Raw genomic sequence first — 25,164 nt, 5'->3', positions numbered from 1 at the left:
GAGCGCGGGGGCCCGGCGGGGCCGGTCCGCCGCCTTGCGGGGCACCCCGCATCGCACCGCACCGCACCGGACGCCGCACCGGACGCCGCGCCGGGCCACTGCTCGACGGGCACGCCCTGCCCGCCGCGCTTGAGAAGTGCGGCGGCCGGGGTCAGTGCACCCGTACGCCGATGAGGCAGGTGTCGTCGTCGGTGTCGGACCTGCTGTGGGTGAGCATGCGGTCCAGTAGCCGTTCGAGGGTCGCCGAGGGGCCCCCGGCCGTGGCAAGCAGCTGCGTCAGGGAGTCGTGGACGGAGGTGTCCCGGCGTTCGACGAGGCCGTCGGTGTACATCAGCAGCGTGTCGCCCGGCTCCAGCTGGAGGTCGGACTCCTCGTACCGGGCATCGCCGAGGGCGCCGAGGAGCAGCCCCCCCGGCATGGGGAGGGTGACGGCGTCGGCACCGCGGACCAGGACCGGTGGCAGATGTCCCGCCCTGGCCCAGCGCAGCACCCGGGTCCGGGGGTCGTACAGTCCGCAGACGGCGGTGGCGGTGACGTGCTCCGTCAGATGGTGCGCCACGATGTTCAGCCAGGACAGCAGCTGGGCCGGGCCCGCTCCGGTGACCGCGAGGCCGCGCACCGCGTTGCGCAGGACGACCATGCCGGTGGCCGCCTCGATACCGTGGCCCGCGACATCGCCGACGCACAGCAGGATGCGCTGGGACGGCAGCACGACCGCGTCGTACCAGTCGCCGCCGACCAGGGACTCCGACTCCGCCGGCCGGTAGCGCACGGCGACCTCGAGTCCGGGCGCGTCGAGGGGCGCGCGGCTCGGCGGCATGATGGCGTGCTGGAGTTGCAGGGCGAGCCGGTTGCGTTCGGCCGACTCCTTCTCGGTGTGCTCCAGTTGGTCGCGGGTGGCGGCCAGCGCGACCTCGGTCCAGTGCTGGGAGGAGATGTCCTGGTAGGCCCCTCGTACCTTGACGAGCCGGTGCTCGGCATCCAGCACCGGCTCGGCGATGACCCGGATGTGGCGGGTCACGCCGTCGGGGCGCTGCAGGCGGAACGCGGTGGACGCGGGCCGCCGGTGGTGCAGCACCGCCTGGAGGAAGCGGCCGATGGTGACCGCGTCGTCGGGGTGGGCGTGGGAGGAGAGGTCCTCCAGATGGACGGGGCTGTCGCCGGCCGCACGGCCGTACAGGGCGAAGAGCTGCCCGTTCCAGGTGACCTCTCCGCTGACCAGGTTCTCCTCGAAGCCGCCGATGCGGCCGAGGCGCTGGGCGTGCTGGAGCAGACTGGCCAGGCGCGCGGTCTCGTCCTCGATGCGCCAGATGAGCAGCACGGCGTGGCCGTGGCGGCTGATGCTGAGGTCGGCGAGAGTGTCGAGGGGGACCTGGTCGACGAGGGCGGTGAGGGTCATCCGCCTGGCCCGGAACGGCTCGCCCGTCGCGTAGACGCGTTCGACCTTGTCGAAGAGGTCGCTGTCCACCGCTGCCGTGGGGTACGCCTCGAGCAGCAGGGAGCCGCTGACCGCGCTGCGGGGACGGCCGGCCGGGTCGAGGAAGCGGCTGTTGGCGTGGCGGACCCGGAAGTCGGTGAGCCGGCCCTGGGTGTCGAGGTGCGGGGTGAGGACGAGCGCGGGATCGTGCAGCCCCTCGGTCAGCTCCACCAGCTCGGACACGTCGCTGCGCTCCCGCGGCGCCTGCGGCCCCGCGGCGGGTGCGCTCTCCAGGGTGCGGGCGCACAGTTCGGCCAGGGCGTCGAGCTGGCGGTCGACGGCAGGCGACCGGGGCGGGAGGAGGTGCGGCCAGCAGATCTCCAGGACTCCGTGGATCCTGCCGCCCGTTCCGGCCGGGAGGGCGACCCGGCCGCCGTCCGCCGTCCGACTGTGGCCGATGGACGGAACGCCCGCCTCCGCGAGGCAGGGCAGGTGAACCGCGCGCCGCGCGCCGAGCGCCTGACGGGCGACGGTGGCCACGCCGGGCGGGACATACCGCCAGCGTGCGGCCTCTTCCGCGCTGAAGCCGGCGTGGCCGGTGAGTGAGAGGGAACCGTCCGTGGCCACGGTCCACACGGCGACGGCCGTCGCACCGAGCGGGGCGAGGGCGTGCTGGAGGAGCGACTCGGCGACCGCCTGGGTGTCGCCGGAGGCCAGCGCGGCGCTCTCGGCCGTGCGCAGCCGCACGGAGACGGAGCGGTCGGGTCCGTCCTCGCCGGGGTCGCCGTGGGCGCGGCGCACGAACTCGCTCGCGATGTCGGCGACCTCGTCACGGGCCGCCTGGTTGACGATGTCGGCCGCGAGTTCGAGCTGCGACAGGCCCGCCCGGCCGGCGAGTTCGGCCAGCTGGGCCGCCGCCCGCGCGGGTCCGCAGCTGAGCCTCTCGATCAGGACGCCCTTGGCGAGTTCGATCAGGGCCCGTCCGTCGGCGGCCGCGTGTGCGGCCCGGACCTCCTTGCGGAGCCGTTCCACGGTGGCCGCCAGCCGGCCGACGCCGGAGGCGGGTGCGCCGTGCGGCCCCGCGCCGGGGGTGGGGATGGGGGTGGGGGTGGGCAGCGGACCGGGGGCCCCCGTCGTCTGCGGCAGCGGGCGCGGCCCCCGCGCGGGCCCGTGTGCCGGCCCCGGCCCGGGCCGGGCCGCCGGCGGCGCGCCGGAGCCGGCCGCCGGCTCGCACCCGGCGGCGAGCAGAGCTTCGTGGCCGGGTGTGCTCCCGGCGGGCTCGGTTCGGCTCATGGCGCTGCGGACTCCTCGGGGTGCGGGCGGTGAGCAGGGTGGTGCGGCCGCGGGCGGGGGGCTTTTCCCGCGGTGCCGCGTGCGTTACGGGGTACTCAGCCACCTGCGCAGGCAGGCCACGAGGTCATCGGCGTTGACCGGCTTGGTGACGTAGTCGCTGGCCCCTGCGGCGAGGCTCTTCTCCCGGTCGCCGGGCATCGCCTTCGCCGTCACGGTGATGATCGGCAGCGCGGTGTGCTCGGGCATCTGGCGGATCCTGGAGGTGGCCGCGTAGCCGTCCATCTCCGGCATCATCACATCCATCAGGATCAAGTCGGTCTCGGGGTGCTCGGCCAGCTTCTCGATGCCCTGCCGGCCGTTCTCGGCGTGCAGTACGCGGATGCCGTGCAGTTCGAGGATGCCGCTGAGCGCGTACAGGTTGCGGGCGTCGTCGTCGACGACCAGGACGGTACGGCCCTGGAGCCCCCCGGCGGCGCTCGGCGGCTGCCGGCGGCCCTCCTCCGCCCGGACCAGCGGCACGACGTCTCCGGGCTGATCGGCCGACAGGTACAGGGCGATGCGCTCGCGGAGTTCGTCCAGACTGGACAGCAGCTCCAGCGGCCGCTCGTGGGGGCGGGACTTCAGGGCGCGCTCGGCCGCCGCGTCGAGTCGGCGGTTGTTGTGGGCGAGTACCGGCACGGTGCGCAGCGCGGCGTCCCCGTCCATCGCGTCGAGGAAGCGCAGCGCCCGCCCGTCGGCCATGTCGAGTTCGAGGACCACGCAGTGGAACGGGTCGGTGGCGAGGGCGGCGGCGGCCTCCTCCGGTCCGGCCGAGGCGACGACCTCGATGCCGTCGCGGTCGGCCGGATCGCCTCCGGCGAGCTCCCCGACGGCGCTCTCCGCCACCAGCGACAGCAGTCCGCGGGGGCGTTCCTCGATCACCAGCAGCCGTCTGGACTGCCGGGTGCGTCCGTGCCCCGGGGCCGCGGCGGGCCGTCCGCCGTCGCCTCCCCGCGCGGTCTGCCCGGCCTGGGCCGCGGGACGGGCCCGGTCGCCGGCCTGGCCGCGGAAGTCGGCGCGTGCGACGGGAAGGTACAGGGTGAAGGTGCTGCCGTGCCCCGGGGTGCTCTCGGCGGTCACCGCGCCGCCGAGCAGATGCGCGATCTCCCGGCTGATGGACAGTCCCAGGCCGCTGCCGCCGTACTTGCGGCTGGTGGTGCCGTCCGCCTGCTGGAAGGCGCCGAAGATGGCCTCCAGCTGCTGCTCGGCGATGCCGATGCCGGTGTCCTTGACCCGGAAGGCCACGACGGGGCCGCCGCGGTGGACCGGGCCGGGCGGTTCGTGTTCGGCCGCCTGCTCGATGCGCAGTTCCACGCTGCCGCGTTCGGTGAACTTGACCGCGTTGGAGATCAGGTTGCGCAGCACCTGGCGGAGCCGGGAGTCGTCGGTCACCAGGTCGGCCGGGGCTCCGGGGGCGGTGGTGATGGTGAAGTCGAGGCTCTTCTGCGAGGTGACGGGCCGGAACGTCGCCTCGACGTAGTCCAGGAGCGGACGGAGCGCGACACGCTCGGGGTTGATGTCCATCTTGCCGGCCTCGACCTTGGACAGGTCGAGGATGTCGTTGATGAGCTGGAGCAGGTCGGATCCGGCGGAGTGGATGATGCCGGCGTACTCGACCTGCTTCGGGGTGAGGTTGCGGGTCGGGTTCTGGGCGAGCAGCTGGGCCAGGATCAGCAGGCTGTTGAGCGGGGTGCGCAGCTCGTGGCTCATGTTGGCCAGGAACTCCGACTTGTACCGGGAGGCGAGCGCCAACTGCTGTGCGCGGTCCTCCAGTTCCTGGCGCGCCTGCTCGATCTCGAGGTTCTTGCCCTCGATGGCGCTGTTGCGGTCCGCCAGCAGCGCCGCCTTCTCCTCCAGTTCGGCGTTGGAGCGCTGCAGTTCGTCCTGCTGCACCTGCAGTTCCTCGGAGCGGGACTGCAGTTCCGTGGCCAGGCGCTGCGACTCCTCCAGCAGTTCGTCGGTGCGGGCGTTGGCGACGATGGTGTTGACGTTGACGCCGACCATCTCCATGAGCTGTCCGAGGAAGTCCCGGTGGACCGGGGTGAACGGTGTGAACGAGGCCAGTTCGATGACGCCGAGGACCTGTTCGTCCACCACGACGGGCAGCACGATCAGGCTTCCCGGCGTCGTGCGGCCGAGGCCGGAGGAGATGACGTAGTCTCCCGGCACGTCGTCCGCGGCGATCGTGCGGCGGCTGCGCGCCGCCTGCCCGACGAGGGACTCGCCGAGTCCGAAGCGGTCCCGACCGGGTGCGGCGGCGGGCCGGCCGTAGGAGCCGACGAGCCGGAGTTCGGTGCCGTCCCCGTTCTCCTCGGCGAGGTAGAACGCGCCGTACTGGGCGGAGACGAGCGGGGTCAGCTCGTCCATCACCAGCTCGGCCACCACCGCCAGGTCGCGGTGGCCCTGCATCAGTCCGGAGATCCGGGCGAGGTTGGTCTTGAGCCAGTCCTGCTCCTGGTTGGCGCGGGTGGTGGCGCGCAGCGACTCCACCATCGCGTTGATGTTGTCCTTGAGTTCGGACACCTCGCCCGAGGCGTCGACGGTGATGGAGCGGGTCAGGTCCCCTTCGGCGACGGCGCTGGTGACGCCAGCGATGGCGCGGACCTGGCGGGTGAGGTTCCCGGCCAGCTCGTTGACGTTCTCGGTGAGCCGCTTCCAGGTGCCGGAGACGCCCTCGACCTCCGCCTGGCCGCCGAGCCGGCCCTCGCTGCCGACCTCCCGCGCGACCCGGGTCACCTCGGCCGCGAACGACGAGAGCTGGTCCACCATCGTGTTGATGGTCGTCTTGAGCTCCAGGATCTCCCCCCGCGCATCCACGTCGATCTTGCGGGTGAGGTCGCCCTGGGCCACCGCGGTGGTGACCTGGGCGATGTTCCGCACCTGGTTGGTCAGGTTGGTGGCCATGGAGTTGACGTGGTCGGTGAGGTCCTTCCAGGTGCCGGCGACGTTCGGCACCCGGGCCTGGCCGCCGAGCCGGCCCTCGGTGCCCACCTCGCGCGCGACCCGGGTGACCTCGTCGGCGAAGGCGGAGAGGGTGTCCACCATGGTGTTGATCACCTCGGCCAGCGCGGCGACCTCGCCCTCGGCCTCGACGGTGATCTTCCGGGAGAGGTCGCCGCGGGCCACCGCGGTCGCCACCTGGGCGATGGAACGCACCTGCCCGGTCAGGTTGGACGCCATCACATTGACGTTGTCGGTGAGGTCCTTCCAGGTCCCGGAGGCGCCGCGGACCGTCGCCTGGCCGCCCAGATCGCCCTCGGTGCCCACCTCGCGGGCCACCCGGGTCACCTCGTCGGCGAACGACGACAGCTGGTCGACCATCGTGTTGATGGTCTCCTTCAACTCCAGGATCTCCCCCCGCGCATCCACGTCGATCTTCTGCGACAGGTCGCCGCGGGCCACCGCGGTCGCCACCTGGGCGATGGAGCGCACCTGCGCGGTGAGGTTGCCCGCCATGGAGTTCACCGAGTCGGTGAGGTCCTGCCAGGTCCCGGAGACGCCCTTGACCTCCGCCTGGCCCCCGAGTATCCCCTCGGTGCCCACTTCCCGCGCGACGCGCGTGACCTCGTCGGCGAAGGCGGAGAGCTGGTCGACCATCGTGTTGATGGTCTCCTTCAACTCCAGGATCTCCCCCCGCGCATCCACGTCGATCTTCTGCGACAGGTCGCCGCGGGCCACCGCGGTCGCCACCTGGGCGATGTCCCGCACCTGGGTGGTGAGGTTGCCCGCCATCGCGTTCACCGAGTCTGTCAGGTCGGCCCAGGTGCCCGAGACGCCGGGGACCTCCGCCTGGCCCCCGAGTGTCCCCTCGGTGCCGACCTCGCGGGCCACCCGGGTCACCTCGGAGGTGAACAGGGAGAGCTGGTCGACCATGCCGTTGAACACGCCCGCGATCTCGCCGAGAAGACCGTCGGCCCCGTCCGGCAGACGGGTGCCGAAGTCCCCGTCGCGTACGGCCGTCAGGCCCGCCAGCAACTGCCGGAGTTCGGGCTCCCCCACGGCGCCCCCGCCGTGCGGACCCGTCCGCTGCACCGGACGCGTCTTCTCCACCGTCGTCTCAGCCATGACCGCCCTCGTTAGCCCGTCCCGGCTCCGCCCGTGTGCGACGGGGGGAGCGCAGTGGCCCCCCGGCGGAGGGCCACCCCCCGTATCCCGCCGCACCATCGATCCGGGAATCGTTGCCGTACGACAAAATACGAGGCAGCGTACCGTGCCGCGGCCCCCACCGGGCCGGCCCCCCGGCGGATACCGGACAGGTGCCGGACGGCGGGCGCGCGCCGTTCGCCGGAGGCCCGGCGGAGGGGGAACGCGTCGCGGTCGGTACGGCTCTCTTCGCCCGGCGGGTCTCCCGCGGATGCGGGGCCCGCTGTTCGCTCCCCGGGCTTCCGTGTCCGTGCAGGGCCCCCTCACCGGGGCTAGCGGTGTTCGGGGTTCTGGGAGTCGGAGCGGCAGCCCGCGTCCCACTCCGTGCGCTGGTTGCCGTGTGCGGGAATGCCGCCCGCTTGCTTGAGCATCGCGGCCAGGTGGAGCAGGTTCCAGGTCATGAACGTGGTGTTGCGCCGGGTGAACTCGTTCTCGGGTCCGCCCGAACCGGGGTCGAGATAGGACGGCCCGGGGCCCGCTTCGCCGATCCAGCCGGCGTCCGCCTGCGGCGGGATGGTGTAGCCGAGGTGCTGGAGGCTGTAGAGCACGTTCATCGCGCAGTGCTTGACGCCGTCCTCGTTCCCGGTGATCAGGCAGCCGCCGACCCGTCCGTAGTAGGCGTACTGCCCCTTGTCGTTCAGCAGGCTGGAGCAGGCGTAGAGCCTCTCGATCACCCGCTTCATCACCGAGCTGTTGTCGCCCAGCCAGATGGGACCGGCGAGCACGAGGATGTCGGAGGACATCACCTTCTCGTAGAGCGCCGGCCAGGCGTCGGTCCCCCAGCCGTGTTCGGTCATGTCCGGCCACACTCCGGTGGCGATGTCGTGGTCGACGGCGCGGACGACCTCGACCGCGACTCCCTGGCCCTCCATCAGCTCGCGGCTGCGGTCGAGCAGTCCCCCGGTGTTGCTGGTCCCGGGTGAGCGTTTCAGGGTGCAGTTGACGAAGAGAGCGCGCAGGTCGCCGTATCGGCGGGGCGGCGCGGCAGAGCCGGGCGGCTGAGTGGTCACAAGGTCCTCCTGGGGGTCCTCCGCAGTGGCGTTCGCCGGGGTGCGGCGCGTCCATCGTGCGTGCAGGGCCCCCGGGCGGGACGCTGCGGCGCAACGGCCCGTCAACGATCACTCCGTCAGCGGACGGGAGACCCGCTCCCCGGACACCGCCGCTCCGCCGAGGGCTCCCGCGTACCGCCCGGCGCCTCCCGGGGCGCGGCGCCGGGAGCCGGGACACCGGGCAGTCCCCGGAACGCCGAACGGGTGGCACAGCGGTGAAGACCCGAGGACGGGAGACAACCGCTCCCGCTCCACCCGTCCCGGAGGCACGCGTTCCGTACGACACTGCGAACCGGCGTGCACGACGGGTGCGGGAGGAGCGGGCCGAATGGCTGGTATGCGGGATAACCTTCGGTGGTACGCAGCCGGAGATCCCCTTCTTCCCGGCGGACCGAACTCCCACACCGAGGGCGCATTGCCTGAGAACGAGATGGCCGTGCTCGGCGTGCCCGCCACGGACGAGGAACTCTACCGGCACTGCCTGCGTCATCCGGACACCACGGTCGAGGACCTGCGCGCGCTCGCCGACAAGATCGGATCGAGCCCCGAGGAGGACCCTGACCGCTGTCTGGAGCGACTGCGCCGGCTCGGGCTGATCCACCCCACGGGCGCAGACGGCCGTATCGCTCCGGCAGATCCCGAGGTGGCGGTGGCCCGGCTGATGGACGCCCGACTGCACGCGCTGCACCAGGAGTTGCAGCGTGTCACGCAGTCCCGGCACGTGGTGCAGGGACTGCGGGCCGAGCAGGGCGAGTTGATGGCTTCGCAGGGCATCGAGCAGCTGCACGGACTGGACGACATCCGCAACCGCATCGAGGATCTGGCGTTCTTCGCGCGTGAGGAGATCCTCTCGGTGGAGCCGTACACCAGGCTGTCGGCCGAGAACATCGCCCGCTCCCGGCCGCTGGACATGCGCTGTCTGCGACGAGGCGTGCGCATCCGGAACGTCGTGCTGCGGGCCGCCCTCGACCATCCGCCCACCGCGGGCTATCTGCGGGAACTGGTCGCGGAGGGCGCCCTGATCAGGGTGGCGGAGAACATATCCGAGCGGATCCTCGTATACGACGGCCATACGGCACTGGTGCCCGTGGATCCCCGCCACACGGCACGCGGCGCGCTGCTGGCCCGCAGCAACGGGTTGGTGGCGAACATCATCGCCCTGTTCGAGCAGATCTGGTCCCAGGCCGAGCCACTGACCGCCGTGGCCGGGCCGGAGGACGAGGAGAAGCGGTTGACCGGCACCGAGCAGCGGGTGCTGCTGTCGATGTGCTCGGCCGGCAAGGACGAGGTGGGGGCACGGGAGCTGGGCGTGTCGGTGCGGACGTACCGGCGCCATGTCGCGGACATCATGCAGAAACTGGGCGCGGTCAACCGGGCCCACGCGGCGCTGCTGGCCCGGGAACGCGGCTGGCTGTGACGGTCCGGACGCCGGCTTCCGGAACCGGTTCGGACGGCGGCCGCACGGACGACGAGGCCGGCGGTCGCGGTGGCGCTGCCGCCGGTCGCCCGCACCGGACCGGCGTACCGCCACCGCACGTGCCGGAACCCCGTACCGCCACCGCAGCAACCGGAACGGCCGGTGCCGGAACCCCGTACCGCCGCTGCGGGACCCGAACCCGCAGGGGCCGGTGGTCGGAGCCGGTGCCGGTGGTCACTCCCGGTGGCGGGACCAGCCGCGCAGCCCCGAGTCCTCCAGGGCCCGGCTGACGGCGCTGCCGACCGTGAGCGGGTCGGTGGTCGCGTCGAGGGCGATCCGCAGCCGGATACGGTCGGCACGGACCTCGGGCAGGCAGGGCCAGTGCCCGGGCAGCAGGCCGAGCAGCCGGATGACGGTGGTCTCACCCGCAGGTGCCGAACGGTCGTCGCGGACGGCGACGACATCGACGTAGTCCGGCCGGGAGGAGGTCATCGCGGTACGCCCGCCTCGTGGCCGGCAGTGCCGAGCAGACTTCGTGCGGCCGCGGCCATGGCGGTGATGCCGGCCGGGAGGGCGGTGCGCACATCGGGGGCGAAGGTGTCCGTGTGGTTCGCCGGCACCGGTGCACCGCCCCCGCCGGCCGCTCGCCACTGCCGGAGGCCGGTGGCACCGAGCATCCAGTAGGCGACCGGCACCCCGCCCTCGGCGTAGTGGGGGAAGTCCTCGGTCGCGGTCGATCCGGGCCAGCCGGTCACCCGGTGCGCCCCGAAGGCGTCCTCGTGTGCGCGGCGCACCGTGCAGGCCGTCTCCGGGTGGGCCTCCAGCACGGGAGAGGCGGCCGTGACCGTGATCTCCGGCTCGCGGTCGCAGCCGGAGGCGGCGCACTCGGCGCGTACGACCCGCCGGACGGCATCGGTCACCCGGGCCAGGCCGGCGCCGGTGAACGCCCTGACGGACACCGACAGCCGGGCTTCGGAGGGGATCACGTTGGCCCGGTCCCCGGCGTGCAGCGAACCGACGGTGAGCACGACCCGCTCGCCGGGCGCCGCCTCGCGCGACACCACCGTCTGGAGTCGCATCACCACGGCGGCGGCGGTGACGACGGGGTCGACGGCCAGGTGGGGAGTGCCCGCGTGCCCGCCGCGCCCGTGGACGAGCACGTCGAGCGTGACTCCGGCGGACATCAGCGGGCCTTCCCCGTGGGCGACACATCCGGCGGGCAGCGGTGCGCAGTGCTGGGCGAGCACCGCGTCGGGGGTTCCGAACCGGTCGTAGAGGCCGTCGTCGAGCATCGCCCGGGCGCCGCTGAGGGTCTCCTCCGCGGGCTGCCCGACGAGTACCAGGGTGCCCCGCCAGGAATCGCGGGTGCCGGCGAGGAGGGACACGGCTCCGGCGGCGGCCGCGGTGTGCAGATCGTGCCCGCAGGCGTGCATGACGCCGGGAACGGTACTGGCGTACTTCAGGCCGGTGCGTTCCCGTACCGGCAGCGCGTCGAGTTCGGCCCGGACCATCACCGTGGGGCCGGGGCCGTTGCGGAGCACGCCGACGACTCCGTGCCCCCCGACGCGGCGGGTGACGGTACAACCGTCCCGCTCGAGCCGGGCGGCGAGCGCCCCGGCGGTGCGGACCTCCTCGCCCGACAGCTCCGGATGGGCATGCAGGTCGATGTACAGCGCGGTGGCGTCCCTCAGGACGTCCCGCGGGAGTTCTGCTGCGTTCAACGGGTCTCCTTGCCCTCGGTTCGGGGGGCGGACCGGAAGGCGGCTCGCCCGTCAGCGTCCCCGGCCCGCACGTCAGACGTCCGGCGTTCCGCTGACACGGGGTGTCAGCGAAGTGTCAGCGAGAGCCGAGGCGAGGTGACAGGCCGTTCGGCTGCAATGGCCCGAGCGGGGGAGAGCGCCGGATCCGCCGGCCGGCCCCGCACACCAAGGGAGACGCAGATGACCCCGAAGCCCGAACTCGCCACGCTCGCCGACGAGATCCTGGAGCTGGAGTCCGAGACCTTCGAGATCTCGGACTACTCGGACGCCGCCGAGGTCGTCCTGGCCGGTTCGACGTCGTGCTCCTCCACGTCGACCTGCTCCAGCACCACCAGCACCACCTCCTGCAGCGCCTGATCCGGGGAGCGACGGCCGTCCGCCAGGACGGGCCACGGCCTCCCGCCCTGCGGGCGACACCGCGGGACGGGAGGCCGGCGGCATGCGACGGACGGTGCCGCTTCCGGCCCGCCCCGTCCGCCCCGGCATCCGCGCCCCGCCGCTCGCGCCCCCACTGCACGCACCTCCACTCGCACCCCGCCGCTCGGCGAATCTGCCGTGTGCGATGACGCCGCTTCGCCTGCGGCCCCACTTCGGAGGGCGCCACGTCCCACGGCGCCGCGCTCGGACGAGGCGGCGCTCCGGCAGACCCCACTCCGACTGCGGGGCAGCGCTCCGAGGAGGCTCGGCGCTCGCCCACCCCGCCTCCGGGCGAGCCGTCACGGGAACGGATGCGGCACGGCCCTGATCTCCGGTCCGGGCAGGAGGTCCGGGCGCCGCCCCGCGTCACGCAGCCCGCTCCGCAACCGCGGCATCAGCAGCGCCCGCTGCCGGGACCATCCGAAGTCCAGCGGCAGAATGCCGGGGACCACCATGGCGACCGTGTGCAGCCCCGAACGGCGCTGCTCCGGGGTCGTCTGGTCCACGACGACGGCATCGAGGCCGGCCTCGGCGATCCGCCCTACCAGGAAGTTCACATCGTCTCGGAGGTCGCCGGTCCGCGGCCGCAGGGACCCCGTCCAGTCGCGGAACACGGCGTCCAGTGGCAGCACGTCCACCGGCTCGAGGAACTCCCGCGCATGGGAAGCCATCTCGGGCAGTCCGAACAGCTGGGCGTGGTCCTTCAGATGGAGGACCTTCGAGTAGTCCCGTGCCATGCCGAGGAGTTCGCCCCGGCGCGCCGCCACCTGGTGCGGCAGGTGCGGGATGTAGGTGAGCACTTCGGAGAGCGCGGACTCGACGGTCTCCTCCGGGTCGAACCCGGCCGCTGCGGCGAAGGACAGGGTACCGGGACCGCCGTCGCGGCGGACGGCGAGCGCGGTGACCACCGGCACGGCGAGATCCATGGTGGTGTCGTGGGCGAGGACGTCGTAGCCGTGCAGCTCCGCCCGGTCGGCCATGGCGCGGATCGACGCACGCCGGCAGCTGCGGAGGTCGATCGCGGTGAGCGGGGCGCGCCCGTACCAGGCCAGCAGGAAGGCGTCGCGTTCGATGATCTCCAGCAGGGCGAAGAGGACCGCCTCCGCCGCACTGCCGCCGGTCGCACAGCCGTTGGAGCACTCGAAGACGAAGTTGTCGGCGTCGGTTCCCGCGCTGTAGTGGGCGAGGCGGGCGGGGACGAGCACCGGCCGGTCGTCGCGCAGCGAACGGCCCCAGACCCAGGGGATCTCCCGGGCCGGGTCGAAGGGGCTGACGAGCGGGTCGCGCGCATAGGTCTGCGGGGCGTAGAGGCCGCGCACCGCGGGGTCGACGGCAGGGGTGCCGGCCGCGACGAGGTCGTCGTACGAGGCCGTCACGGGCGCGGTGCCGCGGCGGCGGTGGGTGCCCGCGTAGCGTTCCAGGCCCTCCAGTCGGGCCAGCGTACGGCTGGCGGCGTAGCTGTTGGCCTGGCCGCTCCAGGTCACGTCGTTCAGCCCTGCGTAGCCGCGGACGAAGTTGGTCCCGGCGACGGGGGCGGTGGTGGTCGAGGCGGGGTTGATCCAGGTACGGGCGCCGAGCGCCCCGCAGACGGGGTTGGCGAGCGCCTGCTCGGGGAGGTCGTACGAGGAGGCCGGGCGCAGCCGGTAGCGGCCGGGGTCCGGCTTGGGGGCCGCCCGCAGCCGGGCCGGGGCGGTGTCCGCGGTCTCGGGGACGGCGGTGACGCAGGACGGGCAGAGGGGTTCGGGGAGCAGCGGGAAGGTCACGGTCGCGAGGGTCCCCAGGTCGACGCGGGTCACCTGGGGCAGTGCGCGGTCGGCCGGGGCCTCGGCCGGTGGGGAGATCCGTCCGCCCAGGGCGGCCCGGTAGACGGCCCATACCGCGTCGACGGCGTACGGGGTGAGCAGCGGCCAGGCCGCCGCCCCGTGTGACGGACGGCCTCGTTCGAGCGCCTCCCGTTCGGAGCGGCTGCGCAGCCGCTGCCAGCGCATGGCGAGGCACTGCCCGCACGCCGCCTCACGGGTTCCGCCCCAGGGGCCGACGAGGACCGCGCGGGCGGTCAGCTGGACGTTTGCCCGGGGCCGGGTGGCGGCGTGCGGGTCGGGGACGCCGGTGCCCAGGACGTCCGCCGCGCCGAGGGGCACGACGAGCGGTGCGGGGACGGCGGCGCGCCCGTCCCCGTGTACGGTGCGGCGTGCTTCGAGCGCCTCCTGGAGGAGGGCGGTGGCCTGCCCCAGCGGTGGCGCGGCGGCGTCCGCGGCGGCAGCGGCAGCGGCACCGGTGGTGGTGGCGGCTGTGGCAGCGGTCATGACGAGTCGCTCCAGCGGAAGGTCCTGACGGCGATGGCACCCAGCACCACGGCGAAGCCGGCGAGTACCCCGCAGTCGAGGAGCACTCCGCCGGTGCTCCCGCCCGTGAGCGCGGCCGAGACGCCGTCGTTGAGGTAGCGCAGCGGCAGGGCCCGCGACAGGGTCTGCATCCAGTCCGGCATCATGTCCAGCGGGAGGAACGAACCGGACAGGAACGCCATGGGGATCATCAGGCAGTTGGCGACCGCGGCGACGGCCTCCGGGGTCTTGGCGTACGAGCCGACGATCACCCCCAGCATCAGGAAGGCCGTGATGCCGAGGACGAGCACGGGCAGCGCCAGCGGCCAGCTCCCGGCCACGCCCAGCCCGAAGAACGGCAGCATGGCCACGGCGACGAACAGCACGGCCTGGACGGCACCGACGGCGAGCGCCAGCGCATAGCGGGAGGCGATGACGGCGGAGAGGGGCGTGGGTGTCATCCGGATGAGGCGCAGGATGTCGTCACGGCGCCACTGCATCAGGACGAACGCGACGCCGAACACGGCCGCGTTGCCCACACCCCAGGCAAGGACGCCGGGGGCGATGTGGTCGATGTACGGCCGGCCGCTCTGCTCGACGTCCTGCCCGCTGAAGACGAGGCCGAAGACGACGAGGAACAGCAGGGGGAAGGCGAAGGTGAAGAAGAGCGTGGTCCGGTCCCGGGTGTAGGCCCGGTATCCGGCTGTGGTCAGCGCGGCGTAGGCGCTCATGGCGGAGGTCTCCGTGGTTCGTCGGCCGGCGTCGGGCGCCGGCGGGAGGAGGTGGCGGGAGGAAGTGGCGGGAGGAGGGAGGGAGGAGGGAGGTGGCCGGGGTCCGGTCGGTGCCGGCGTCGCCGGCGGGAGGCGGGGCGATAGGCGATAGGCGGTCGTAGGCATCGGCTCGGGTGCGGGGCCCGGCCGGCCCGGGGCGCGCAGGCGGCTCGCTCCGATCGCGGGGCGGGGCTTGCGGCCTCCGGGTGGGCGATCGCACGGCGGAGGGTCGCCGCGTACCGCGCGTCGCCGGGTGAGCCCGGCGACACGGCGCGGGGCATCTCCCGTGCCCGAGGGTCCGGGGACGCGTGTGTGCCGGGCGTCGCGGGCCGGGGTGCTTGCGCAACCCGCCCTAGAGGTGCGGGCTTTCCGGCGCGCCGGTCAGTTGGAGGTAGACGTCCTCCAGTCCGGCGGTGCGGGTGCGGACGCCGCGGAGTCCGGCGACGGCGTCGACGGCGGCGAGCACGCTGCCGGCGTCGAGGGTCTCGAGAACGACCGAGTCGCCGTCGAGGGCGGCGCGTTCGACACCCGGGATCCCGCGGGCCGTCTCCAGATCCAGTCGGTCGGCGGGCACCAGCAGCCGGGTGGTGGGGCTGGATTGCTCGATGAGCCGGCCCGGGCTGTCCAGCGCGGCGAGCCGACCGCCGACGAGGATCGCCACCCGATCGCACAGCTCCTCCGCCTCGTCGAGGTGGTGGGTGGTGTAGACGATGGTGCGGCCCGCGCCCTTGAGGTCGCGCAGTACCTGCCACAGTGCCCTGCGGGCCTGCGGGTCGAGGGCAGCGGTCGGTTCGTCGAGGAAGATCAGCTCGGGCTGGTGGACGAGGGCGGAGGCGATGGCGAGCCGCTGCCGCTGCCCGCCGGAGAGGTCGTCGACCCGGGTGCCGCCGTGCTCCGTGAGACCGACGGAGGCGAGCGCGCGCTCGGCCGCGCTGCCGTCCACCCGGTACAGGGCCGCCACCGTGCGCAGATGCTCGCGGGCGGTGAGCCGGACGAAGAACGCGGACGACTGGGTCTGGGCGCCGATGCGTGCTAGGAGCGCCGGGTTCCGGGGCCAGGGACTGTGGCCGAGGACGGAGACGGTGCCCGAGTCGGCGCGCCGCTGGCCCTCCATGATCTCCACGAGCGTCGTCTTCCCGGCGCCGTTGGGCCCGAGCAGTCCGAAGAACTCCCCGCGGGGTACGGTCAGTGACACACCGTCGATGGCCTGCACGGCTCCGTAACGCTTGTGCACGGCGTCAAGGGCGACGGCCGGGCCGTCCTGCGGGCCGGCGGTGGGGGGCATGGAACTCTCCTTCGTGGGTGCGGATCGCGGCCGAGGGGTCGTCATGGCGCGCTGGTGAGGTAGTGGTGGAACACGGCCGACGCGGACGCCGCGAGCAGCACGAGGGTCAGTGCGACCACCGCCCCGTAGCCGGTGTAGGCGCGCCGGGCGCGCCGGGGGTAGCGGGCGACCGCGGGGTCGCGCCGTAGCACCAGTTTCAGGTATGCGGCCGTGGACGCGGCGAGTCCGGTGGCGCCGAGGAGTTGGGCGGCGATCCGGTACCCGTCGAGGGGTGGCAGCGGGAGCAGCATGGTGAAGGCCTGCACGCTGCCGAGCAGGAGGAGCGCCCCGAGCGCCTGCTGGGTGGTGCGGTCGAGCGGGGCGAACGTCCAGACGGCGAAGAACGGCAGCAGGAACAGCAGATTCATCGCGGCGCCCGCGCCGGCGGTCGCGATTCTGCCGCGCCGTCCGGCCAGATGGAGGAAGTCGTCCACGGTGCAGTACATGATGATCACGGGGAGGCGCCAGCGCAGCCCGATCTCGGACACCCGTCCGCCGTGGTGGTGCGCGAGGACTCCGTGGGCGAGTTCGTGCAGTGCCGTGCTCAGCCACAGCAGCGTGGCGACTGCGAGAAGCAGTGCCGGGGTGGTGAGCAACGCGGCGATGGCGTCGAGGAGTTCACCCAGGCGCAGCAGCAGGGCGGCCTCCATGACCGCGGTCAGCGCCAGCAGCGGCAGCAGCGCGGCGGGAGAGAGCAGGTGCCGGGTGAGGCGGTGGAGCCGGGTCGCGGTCGCGTCCGCGTCCGCGACGAGGCGGACACTGCCGCGCAGCAGCCCCCGGGAAGCCGGTGGTTCGCTACCGGGTGCGGAGGCAGAACGGGGTGCGGTACCGGCCGGGGCCGCCGACGAGGGAGCGGGCGAGGAGGCGTACGCGGGATCGGGCGCAAACGCGGACGCGGATGCTGCCGGTACCGCGGCCGCGGTACCGGCAGCCGCACCCCCCGGACCGGCAGCGGGATCCCGGCGTCCCGCGAGGAGGTCGCGGGAGCCGAGCAGCGCCAGCAGGGACCGCCAGTGGGAGTCCCCGAGACGCCGCCCGAACTGCACCGCGTAGTCGGCCCCGATCTCCTCCAGGGTGCGGGTGCCGTCCATCCGGGAGATCAGGAAGTGCTCCCGGGGGCCGACGCTGAACGACTTCCCGCTCCCGGTGTTCTTGATCAGGTGGACGAGGTCCGGCCCGAGGAGCAGCGCATCGCTGAGGAGCACACCGGGGCGGAGCGCGGGACGGTAGCGCGACGGTACGGCCGGGGCGGTCACTGCGCCTCCCCGGCACCGGGCCCGGGTTCGCGCAGGGCGCGGCCCAGGACGTGCGCGAGGTACGCTTCGTCCCTGATGGTGACGTGCAGCCGGTTGTTCGTCATGTGCATGTATGGGGAGAGCAGCAGCGGGAGCGCGGCCGCCGGGTCGGTGACCCGTTCGTCGCGCGCACCGTCCCAGGAGCGGAACACCAGGTCGCCGTCGGTGGCCAGCTTCCCGGCGCGGCTGCGCAGTTCGGCGCAGTGCTCGGCCCAGCGGGCCAGGAACGACGGCAGCCGGCCCGGTGCTCCGTCGCGGGTGGCGGCGCGGACCCGGGCGAAGTGCCCCGCGAGCGAGGGCGCCATGGCGGCGTAGTTGCGGTCGTACTCCTCGCTGCCGATGAACCCGGTGCCGGGGAAGGCGCGGTGCCAGAAGGTGTAGTAGCTGTCCAGGTAGTCGGCGAGTTCGGTGTCCCCGTGCAGGAAGGTGCCGGACATGACCATCATCAGCTGCGCGGACGTGCCGAGCAGCACCGTGCGCAGATGCAGGTTCTTGCTGCGGAAGGCGTCGACGACCAGGTCGCTGGAGTGGCGGAAGTGCCATTCGGCGAGGGCTACTCCGGCGGGGCCTCCGTACTTGCCGTACTCGGGCTCGTACGGTTCCGCGCTGCGGGAGTTGTTGGGGCGCAGCCGCATCCGGCCCCGGGCGTCGGTGTAGTGGCCGCGTTCCGCGCCGGGGAACTCGATGTCGAACAGCGTGTTGTAGAAGTCGTTGAGGAAGCCCGAGTCGACCTCGTAGAGGGCGGGGCGCTCGGCGAGGAAGGCGTCCACGGCTTCCTCGGTGCGGCGACGCACCTCCGCCGCCGCCTCCGGGGAGGAGGGCTTCAGCCGGAGCCGGACGTGCGGTCCCTCCAGCCAGTAGTTGATGAAGAACCAGCCGGAGATGAGCCCGGCCTCCTCCAGACCGGCCACCAGGGGCCTGACGCACTGGAGAAGCAGGGGCCGGGGGTTGGCGGCGTAGAAGACATGGGTGGCCTGCCAGTCCCGGGCCACGGCCGGGGCGGGCTGTGCGCTGTCGGCGGCGGTCGTGGTCAACGTCGTCCCTTCGGTCGGGTGGGCACGGCCGCGGTCTCCACGGCCAGTTCGGCGACATGGCGGCCCCGCGCGGACGACACATGCAGTGCGCTCTCGTCGGGAAGCATCTCGCGGAAGACCACACGGGCCTCCGCCGTTCTGAGGGTCGCCTCGAACGCCGCGAGGGAAAGCGGGCTGTCGAAGTCGACGTACTGCGGCTTGGCTCCGGTCGCGCCGCGCGCCCCGCCGTCCGTCACGGTGGCGAACACCCGGTCGGGGAGCCGGTGGGTGCGCCGGAAGGAGTGCCAGTCCAGGAACCAGTCCTCCTGCGTCCGGCCCCTGCCGTTCGGCGGCAGGGCCAAGGCGGGGGCGCTCCAGCTCCGCCGGCTGAGCACGACACTGCCGTGCCGGACCCTGGGCCTGCGGGTGACCCCTGCGACGGGTTCGCTCTCGGGCACACCGCCCCACACGTTCAGCGGGGACAGGGAACTCGGTGACAGCAGCAGCAAGGTCCGGGGCAGCTCCGGCAGGGCGAGCGGCACGAGATAGCCGAGGTAGACGGGCACGACCTCGCGGCCGAGCCGGGCCGACCGCAGGGCGAGCCGGTCGCTGTCCTCGTCGTGCACCAGATGCAGATCGTCGAGGTGGAGGCTGTACGGATCGGGCAGGGTGGCGCTCTCACCGGGACAGACGATCTCGTACTCGGTCAGCCGTCCGTGGAGGTTGAGGTTGCTGGTGACCGGGCCTCCGGTGACCTCGGCGAGGACGGCTCCGTCCGGGCAGAGTTCGGCTGAGCGGTGCAGCAGCCGCTCCTCCAGGCCCTCGAAGCAGTCGGCGAAGCGGCTGAACGGGAACGAGACCCCGCCGTAGGACCGGTTGAGGACCGCCAGCGGCCGGCCGCCGCGGGGGACGGCCAGCTGGACGTGGTGGCTCATGGGGAGGAACGAGGGGGTGACCGGCCCCAGTTCGGCGGCCACCTCGGCGAGCAGCGACTCGCCGACGACGAGTTCCCCGCCGTCCCCGCCGTCCCCGCCATACCCGCCGTCACGACCGGCCCCGAAGTCTCCGCCGCCCCCGCTGTCCCCACGGGCCTCCCACAGGGCGCGCATCCCCTCGGCGAACGTCTGGCGGGCGGTGTCGAGGGCCTTGAGCTGGGACAGGCCCAGCCAGTTCTCCTCCGGTACGTACCGGCCCTCGGCATCGAAGGGGGTCCGCCGGGAGGTGAACGAGAGGTACTGGTCGAAGAAGTCCTCGTGGAAGTCGTGGACGAGTTTCAGCAGGTCGTCGCAGCGCCCACCGCGGCCGTGGCGGGCGAGGAAGAACCCCTTGAAGGTGATGCGCTGAGGCAGAGTCAGATCAAAGGCGGGCAGGACGCTTTCGACCGCGCTCAGCGAACCGGCGACCGTGCGCGTCCAGTCGCCGAGCGGCAGTCGCACCTCCCGGCCCGCGGCGACGTCCTCGTACAGCACCGTCTGCGGCACCCTGCCGCGCCCCGCGCCCAGTTCCGACTGCACACTCTGCAGGTCCTCCCGCAGGCCGTCGAGCAGTTCGCGGCGGTCGCCGGGCGGCGCGGCGGCGAAGCGGTCCACGCGGGACAGCGGTACATCGAGGCGCCCGGCGAGTCCGGTGGCCCAGTCGCTGCCGAGGGCGCAGAGCGAGTCCTGGAAGGCGCGCAGCGGATCGGTGTCGTGGACAGCGGTGCGCAGTCCCGGGACCTGGACCATGCCGATGTCGAGCAGCGCGGTCAGGTACTGCTCCGCCTCGGCCCCGGTGGCTCCGCGGTCCGCGGCGAGCCATGCGGCGAGATCCGCATGGCGGAGACTGCCGCGGTCCTCCAGGAGCGCGATCAGCCGTTCCAGGGTGCCGCTGCTGCGCAGGAAGAACAACCGGTCCCGGACGGCGTCGAAGGTGACGGCGGAGTCCTCGTCGCCGGAGGTGACCCAGCGGCGCACATAGCGCACCCGGTCGTCGACGCGGCCCCAGCCCGGCGCGAGGGCGAGAGGCAGATCGGCGCGCCGGGCGGCATCCCCGGTGACCGCCTCGGCGAGCCGGCCGAGCGCGGCCACGTTGAGCCGGGCGCGGCCGGTCCACTCGTCGTCGACGCGGACGGCCAGGGCCTGGCGGGCGTCGCGGGCGTCGGCCGGGGTCCCGCCGTGCACCGCCCCGCCCGGTGCGGCCGCCCTCGACGCGGCCTCCCCGGCGGCGGCCCCAGCCGCCGTGAACCCACCCGCTCCGGCCCCCGCGGCGAACTCCCCCGGCCCGGTCTCCCCCGGCCCGGTCTCCTCCGCCGCGAACTCCCCCGGCACCACACCGGTGAACGTGCTGAACGGGCTCGTCTTGCACGCCGTGCGGTACAGATACGCCAGCAGGGAGCGCTCGATCTTGCGGTCCCGCTTGTCCGGCGCCCGGTCGGGATCGGCGGCCAGCCGCCCCCGCCACTGGTCGAGTTGGGCGTCGAGCGTGGGGGACGCCAGCAGCAGGCCGCCGCGCAGCCGCGGCTCCCCCGCCAGCCGCCCGAGGGCGGCCCGGGCACGGCCGGTCTCACGGGCGACCAGCGCGGCGCCCTCCGCCCGGCGTGCGTCGAGGGCGCGGCGGTCGGTGAGCCAGCGTTCCAGCATGCCCGCGGTGTGCGGATCGTGGGCGCGGACCCGCGCAAGGGCGGTGTCCGCCTCGCCGGGCAGCCGGTTGTTGAACACCGCGCGGCGCAGGGCGAGCAGCAGCCGCCGGGACGCCCCGTCCTCGTTGTGGCCGATCAGCCCGTGCAGCAGTTCGCCGAGGCGGCCGCCCTCGGCGGCCAGCCGCTCGGTTTCGGCGAGTACGTCGTCGGCCCAGCGGCGGCTCGCCGGGCAGCGGAGCTCGCGGACGCTGTCGACGGGCAGCCCGGCGACGCGGAGCATGAACGGCATCGTGGTCCCCATCCTCGCGGTTCCCATGGGTCAGGCGATCTCGTGGCGGAAGTCGGCGGGCGCGGGCCGTTCGCCGCCGAGCATCATGATCAGCAGCGGTGCCTCTCCGGTGCGTTCGAGGCCGAGTTCCTCGGTGTAGGAGACGTTGTCGAAGCCGAGGGCGACGCCGCAGCCGACACCGAGGGCGGAGGCGGCGGTGTAGACGCTCTGCGAGATCGCGCCGACCACGGCGTTGGCGATCCGGTAGCCGCGGTCGCCGACGGTGTCGAGCACCGCGCCGGTGCGCACCGTCGGCACGAGGACCGCGCCGGTCTGCTCCAGGTTGTAGTTGGCCAGGAAGTAGTTCTTCTGCAGGAAGGTGCCAGGTGCTCCCGCCTTCACCAGCCGCAGGGTGTGCGCCGCCGGGTCGTAGGCGTAGGCGCCGGGGGCGATGCCCTCGGTGTGGCCGACGAAGGCGTACAGTCCGGCGATCCGGGTGGTGGTCGTACCGGTGTCGCCGCCGAGGGACGCGCCGGCGGCCGCGGCCGCCAGGCAGGACGCCAGGTGCTCTGCGCTCAGGGGCCGCCGGGCGTCGAACCGGCCGAAGCTGCTGCGGCGGTCGCGCAGCGCGGTGCGCACATCGGTGTCCATCGGCACCGGTGCGGGCAGGGGGACCGCCGGCAGCCCGGGGTCGGGTACGGGGGCCGCGGCCGGGGCGAGCGCGCCCGCGGGGGGTCGCCGGGCGGCGTGCTCCTCCGTGGCCGCCTGCATCCCGCGCACCGCGTCGAAGGCGACGACGGTGCGCGAGCGTTCGGTGTCGCGGCGGCGGACGGTCGCGGTGTCCGCCGGCGGCGCAGGCCTGGCCCGTGCCCCCCGCCAGCGCAGCGGCACGACGGCGAACACGCCCTCGTCCTCGGTGCGGACCCCCAGCAGCCGGGCGAGCCTGCGCTCGTCGAACCACATCAGCGGCTCGACGCACAGGCCCTGCGACCTGGCCCAGATCCGCCAGGTCTGCACCACGGTGCCCACGTCCATGGTGACGGCGTGGAAGGAGAAGGAGTTGTACTTGAAGGCGTTCTGCCAGTACTTGACCCCGAGCACGAGGAACTGGTCGGTGCACGCGGCCCGTTCACCGGCGGAGGCCGGGTCGCCGAGGGCCTCGCGCACCTCTCCGGAGACGTCGCCGGCCAGCAGGCGCTGCATGGCGTGGTGGCGGGTCGCGTAGTAGTGCACTCCGGGCGGCAGGGGGCCGCTGGGCCCGGACACCCAGTAGATGCTGACCGGGTAGAGGCCGCCGCCGGACGCGGTGCCGCGGGACCAGTTGGCGAGCGGATGGAACGGCAGAGCGCCGAGGTCGGTGTTGGCCTGGACGCCGAGCCGGCGCCCGGTCAGACCGTAGGAGTCCCGGAGCATGCCGGACAGGGCGGGCAGGTCGAAGGGCCGCTCCGGGCCTTCGTGGTCCGGGGCCAGTCCGCGGCCGGTCGTCGCCTCGGGTGGCACGGTGTGGCCGGGCAGCGGCACGGTGTCGGCGCCCGGGTAGAACTTGGTCTTCCGCGGGCCGTCGGCCCAGTTCGGGACGAAGTCGGCCGGCGGCATCGGGACCCTGCCCCGCCGCACGATGGCGGCGGCGTAGTCATGGGCGTACCCCATGGGGTGCTCCTTTTCCGTGGGGTGCCGGGCCGGGCCCGGTCAGGGAGGGGACGGGCGCGGTCAGGGGAAGGGGTGCGGCGCGGGGTTGAGGTCGGCGGGGGTCAGGTCGCGCTCGCGCAGACCGGCCTCCCGCAGGGCGGTGCGCAGCCTGGGCATGCCGAGGGCGCGCTGCCTGCTCCAGCCGAAGTCGATGGGGAGCAGACCGGGTACGAGCACGCTGACGGTGCGCAGTCCCAGCCCGCGCTGTTCGGGGAGCGTCTGGTCCACGACGACCACGTCGAAGCCGGCGCCGGTGACGGCGTCGACGCAGCGGACGAGGTCGTCGCGCAGGTCGCCGGAGACGGGGGGCACCGTGCCGTCGCCGTACCGCTCGCCCATGGGGACGAGGGGCGGCCGCGGTGCGCCGGGCTCGCCGAGGAGGAAATGGGCGTGGCGGCCCATCTCCGGGATGCCGTAGGCGAGCGGGTGGTCGTGGAGGGCGGTGACCTGGTGGAAGTCCTCGGTCATGGCGCGCAGCCGGGGCTCGTCGCGCTCGGTGCGGCTCCGGAGGTTGACGGCGTCGGTCGCGATCTCGCACAGCGCTCCGGCGAGCGCGGCCTCCGGGTCGAGACCGGCGCCCGCGCCGAAGCACATCCGGCCGGGACCGCCGTCGTGCCGTACGGCGACGCCGGTCACGACCGGGACGGGGAAGGAGATGCGGGTGTCGAAGAACCGGGCCTCGTAGCCGTACATCTCCAGCCGTTCCACCATGTGGCGGGTGGCGGGGCGGGTGCTGGTGCGGGGGTCGAGTTCGGGAAGGCGGGCCCGTCCGTACCAGGCGAGGAGGAACGCGTCCCGCTCGACGACCTCCATCAGTCCGAAGTAGACGGCCTCCTCCAGGCAGCCGCCCGAGGCGCAGCCGTTGGAACTCTCCTGCACGAACCGGTTCTCCAGGCCCGGGGCGTGATAGTACGTAAGCACCTCGGGCACCAGGACGGGGCGCTCGTCGCGCAGCGACCAGCCCCACACCCAGGGGATCTCGCGGTCGGGGGTGAAGGGCCTGACCCTGGGGTTGGCCCGGTGGAAGTCGTCCGAGTAGAGCCCGCACACACGCGGGTCGACGGTGTGCACTCCGCGCGCCCGCAGCGCGCCGAGCGAGTCGGTCACCCGGGCGCGCTTGGCACGCGGGCGCATCCCCGCATAGCGCTCCAGCCCTTCCAGTACGCCGATGCGCACGCTGTGCCCGAAGCTGTCGGCGTGACCGCCCCAGAAGGTCTCGCGGAGGTAGTCGCCGGACCGCATGGAGAAGCAGCCGATGGCGGCGGACGTGGACGTGGAGGACACATCGTGGACGACGGACGGCCCGAGCGCGCCGCACAGCGGGTTGGCGAACGGCTCGACGGCCAGACCGTAGTCGCCGATGTCGCGCACCCGGAAGCTGCCCGGCCGGACCTTGGGCGCGGGACGGAGGGTGAGCGCGGCCGCCTGGGGGGTGTCCTTCTCGGGTACGGCGCAGTCCGGGCACTCCGGGTCGGGCACCAGCGGGTAATGACGGACCGTCAGGGATCGCAGGTCCACCAGGTGAACGGGAGGGAACATCCCGGTGCGGGGGCCGGCACCGGCGACGAGGCCGGCGATCAGCGCGGCGAGCGCGTCCGCGGTGAACGGGGTGAGGTAGGGCAACCGGCCGGCGGACCGCGTTCCGGAACCCAGTTCCAGTGCCTCCCGCAGCGCCACCGACCGCACGGCCTGCCAGCGCCGCTCCAGGCAGTGCGCGCAGGGGCGGGGCGGGGCGTCGCCGCCGCCGGGGGCGAGGGGCCCGACGACGGCGTGGTGGCCGTAGAGCCGGACGGGCACCGGGAGTTCGGCGGAGGGTTCGGCCGCGGAGCCGTCGGGGCCGTCCGCCCCGGCGGCGGAGGCACCGGGGTCCACTCCCCCGGCAGGGGCTGCGCCGGGGTATCCCGATCCGGCGGCGGACGCGCCGGACCGGGACCGTCCGGCCCCGCCCACGCGTCCACCGTCCGGCCCCTCCGCCGGACCGGGACCGTCCGGCCCCGCCACCGGGACAGCGGGGTCCACCGAACCGGGCGCACAGCCGCCGGCGTCCGCCGAACCGGGCGCCGGACGACGCTCGTCCGGTCCGGAAGCCGGGCGCGGCGCGTGCCGTCCGGCCGCGTACGCCGGGGGCGAAGCGAAAGCGTCGCGTACACCGAGGGCCGCGATGTCGGGCCGGGAGCGAACGCCGTGCCGGTGGAGCGCGGGGCGCAGGAGGCGGGCCAGTTCCTCGCAGGACCGGTCCCGGGCCGTGCCGCCGGCGTTGCTCTTGGTGTTGCCATTGCCATGGCCATTGGCGTTGGCCTCGGCGCCGGCGTCGGCGTTCAAAGCGGAA

At 73.7% G+C, this 25,164-nt stretch carries 15 protein-coding genes; 2 read left to right on the top strand and 13 right to left on the bottom strand.

Features of this window, described 5'->3' with window-relative positions; genetic code table 11:
- Positions 1-151 precede the first annotated feature (151 nt).
- The 3 genes from SCWH03_RS20510 to SCWH03_RS20500 form a co-directional block, all read right to left on the bottom strand.
- Positions 152-2,710 carry a SpoIIE family protein phosphatase gene (locus SCWH03_RS20510; RefSeq protein WP_173265745.1) on the bottom strand — a complete coding sequence of 853 codons (2,559 nt, stop codon included), beginning with the start codon at positions 2,708-2,710 and terminating at the stop codon, positions 152-154.
- Between the two features lie 84 nt (positions 2,711-2,794).
- The gene (locus SCWH03_RS20505; RefSeq protein WP_173265743.1) at positions 2,795-6,814 is read right to left on the bottom strand and encodes a HAMP domain-containing hybrid sensor histidine kinase/response regulator; all 4,020 of its coding nucleotides are present in this window, start codon (positions 6,812-6,814) and stop codon (positions 2,795-2,797) included.
- Between the two features lie 350 nt (positions 6,815-7,164).
- Positions 7,165-7,902, bottom strand: a complete 738-nt coding sequence (locus SCWH03_RS20500) for a flavodoxin family protein (protein ID WP_173265742.1) — start codon at positions 7,900-7,902, stop codon at positions 7,165-7,167.
- A 469-nt stretch (positions 7,903-8,371) separates the two neighbouring features.
- Between SCWH03_RS20500 and SCWH03_RS20495 the strand changes: the two genes are divergently transcribed.
- On the top strand, positions 8,372-9,358 hold the full coding sequence (locus SCWH03_RS20495) for a helix-turn-helix domain-containing protein (RefSeq protein WP_173265760.1): 987 nt from the start codon (positions 8,372-8,374) through the stop codon (positions 9,356-9,358).
- Positions 9,359-9,592: 234 nt separating this feature from the next.
- Here the strand turns inward: SCWH03_RS20495 and SCWH03_RS20490 are convergent, their stop codons facing one another.
- Both SCWH03_RS20490 and SCWH03_RS20485 read right to left on the bottom strand, forming a co-directional pair.
- Entirely contained in the window at positions 9,593-9,850 is a 258-nt protein-coding gene (locus tag SCWH03_RS20490; protein WP_173265741.1) for a hypothetical protein, read from the bottom strand.
- The gene (locus SCWH03_RS20485) at positions 9,847-11,079 is read right to left on the bottom strand and encodes an amidohydrolase (protein ID WP_173265740.1); all 1,233 of its coding nucleotides are present in this window, start codon (positions 11,077-11,079) and stop codon (positions 9,847-9,849) included. Before SCWH03_RS20485 ends, SCWH03_RS20490 begins: the two co-directional genes overlap by 4 nt.
- A 219-nt stretch (positions 11,080-11,298) precedes the next feature.
- Between SCWH03_RS20485 and SCWH03_RS20480 the strand changes: the two genes are divergently transcribed.
- Positions 11,299-11,475, top strand: coding sequence for a thiazolylpeptide-type bacteriocin (locus SCWH03_RS20480; RefSeq protein WP_017948544.1), 177 nt, complete (start codon positions 11,299-11,301; stop codon positions 11,473-11,475).
- 359 nt (positions 11,476-11,834) lie between these two features.
- On the opposite strand, the gene SCWH03_RS20475 is transcribed toward SCWH03_RS20480, so the two are convergent.
- The 8 genes from SCWH03_RS20475 to SCWH03_RS20440 all read right to left on the bottom strand — a co-directional run bounded on the left by SCWH03_RS20475 (position 11,835) and on the right by SCWH03_RS20440 (position 25,157).
- Positions 11,835-13,841, bottom strand: a complete 2,007-nt coding sequence (locus tag SCWH03_RS20475; RefSeq protein ID WP_173265739.1) for a TOMM precursor leader peptide-binding protein — start codon at positions 13,839-13,841, stop codon at positions 11,835-11,837.
- Positions 13,838-14,590, bottom strand: coding sequence for an ABC transporter permease (locus tag SCWH03_RS20470; RefSeq protein ID WP_173265738.1), 753 nt, complete (start codon positions 14,588-14,590; stop codon positions 13,838-13,840). Before SCWH03_RS20470 ends, SCWH03_RS20475 begins: the two co-directional genes overlap by 4 nt.
- A gap of 391 nt (positions 14,591-14,981) precedes the next feature.
- On the bottom strand, positions 14,982-15,914 hold the full coding sequence (locus SCWH03_RS20465) for an ABC transporter ATP-binding protein (protein ID WP_173265737.1): 933 nt from the start codon (positions 15,912-15,914) through the stop codon (positions 14,982-14,984).
- Positions 15,915-15,955: 41 nt separating this feature from the next.
- Positions 15,956-17,209, bottom strand: a complete 1,254-nt coding sequence (locus SCWH03_RS20460; protein ID WP_173265736.1) for a M50 family metallopeptidase — start codon at positions 17,207-17,209, stop codon at positions 15,956-15,958.
- Positions 17,206-18,282, bottom strand: coding sequence for a lantibiotic dehydratase C-terminal domain-containing protein (locus tag SCWH03_RS20455; protein ID WP_254076898.1), 1,077 nt, complete (start codon positions 18,280-18,282; stop codon positions 17,206-17,208). The genes SCWH03_RS20460 and SCWH03_RS20455 overlap by 4 nt, the downstream gene beginning before the upstream one ends.
- On the bottom strand, positions 18,279-21,179 hold the full coding sequence (locus SCWH03_RS20450) for a lantibiotic dehydratase (protein WP_173265735.1): 2,901 nt from the start codon (positions 21,177-21,179) through the stop codon (positions 18,279-18,281). The genes SCWH03_RS20455 and SCWH03_RS20450 overlap by 4 nt, the downstream gene beginning before the upstream one ends.
- 18 nt (positions 21,180-21,197) lie before the next feature.
- Positions 21,198-22,796 carry a SagB family peptide dehydrogenase gene (locus SCWH03_RS20445; protein WP_173265734.1) on the bottom strand — a complete coding sequence of 533 codons (1,599 nt, stop codon included), beginning with the start codon at positions 22,794-22,796 and terminating at the stop codon, positions 21,198-21,200.
- A gap of 60 nt (positions 22,797-22,856) precedes the next feature.
- Positions 22,857-25,157 carry a TOMM precursor leader peptide-binding protein gene (locus SCWH03_RS20440; RefSeq protein ID WP_254076897.1) on the bottom strand — a complete coding sequence of 767 codons (2,301 nt, stop codon included), beginning with the start codon at positions 25,155-25,157 and terminating at the stop codon, positions 22,857-22,859.
- Positions 25,158-25,164 lie beyond the last annotated feature (7 nt).

Origin of the sequence: Streptomyces pacificus (assembly GCF_011766325.1) — a bacterium.
Taxonomy (GTDB): domain Bacteria; phylum Actinomycetota; class Actinomycetes; order Streptomycetales; family Streptomycetaceae; genus Streptomyces; species Streptomyces pacificus.
The sequence above is the reverse complement of the archived record's forward strand: the minus strand, read 5'-3'. Positions and strand labels throughout refer to the sequence as shown.

Excerpts from the sequence above, each read along its gene's own strand:
- SCWH03_RS20480 (WP_017948544.1), top strand. The coding sequence starts at position 11,299 with ATGACCCCGAAGCCCGAACTCGCCACGCTCGCCGACGAGATCCTGGAG.
- SCWH03_RS20505 (WP_173265743.1), bottom strand. The coding sequence starts at position 6,814 with ATGGCTGAGACGACGGTGGAGAAGACGCGTCCGGTGCAGCGGACGGGT.
- SCWH03_RS20495 (WP_173265760.1), top strand. The coding sequence starts at position 8,372 with ATGGCCGTGCTCGGCGTGCCCGCCACGGACGAGGAACTCTACCGGCAC.
- SCWH03_RS20475 (WP_173265739.1), bottom strand. The coding sequence starts at position 13,841 with ATGACCGCTGCCACAGCCGCCACCACCACCGGTGCCGCTGCCGCTGCC.
- SCWH03_RS20450 (WP_173265735.1), bottom strand. The coding sequence starts at position 21,179 with ATGGGGACCACGATGCCGTTCATGCTCCGCGTCGCCGGGCTGCCCGTC.
- SCWH03_RS20465 (WP_173265737.1), bottom strand. The coding sequence starts at position 15,914 with ATGCCCCCCACCGCCGGCCCGCAGGACGGCCCGGCCGTCGCCCTTGAC.
- SCWH03_RS20490 (WP_173265741.1), bottom strand. The coding sequence starts at position 9,850 with ATGACCTCCTCCCGGCCGGACTACGTCGATGTCGTCGCCGTCCGCGAC.
- SCWH03_RS20510 (WP_173265745.1), bottom strand. The coding sequence starts at position 2,710 with ATGAGCCGAACCGAGCCCGCCGGGAGCACACCCGGCCACGAAGCTCTG.
- SCWH03_RS20445 (WP_173265734.1), bottom strand. The coding sequence starts at position 22,796 with ATGGGGTACGCCCATGACTACGCCGCCGCCATCGTGCGGCGGGGCAGG.
- SCWH03_RS20470 (WP_173265738.1), bottom strand. The coding sequence starts at position 14,590 with ATGAGCGCCTACGCCGCGCTGACCACAGCCGGATACCGGGCCTACACC.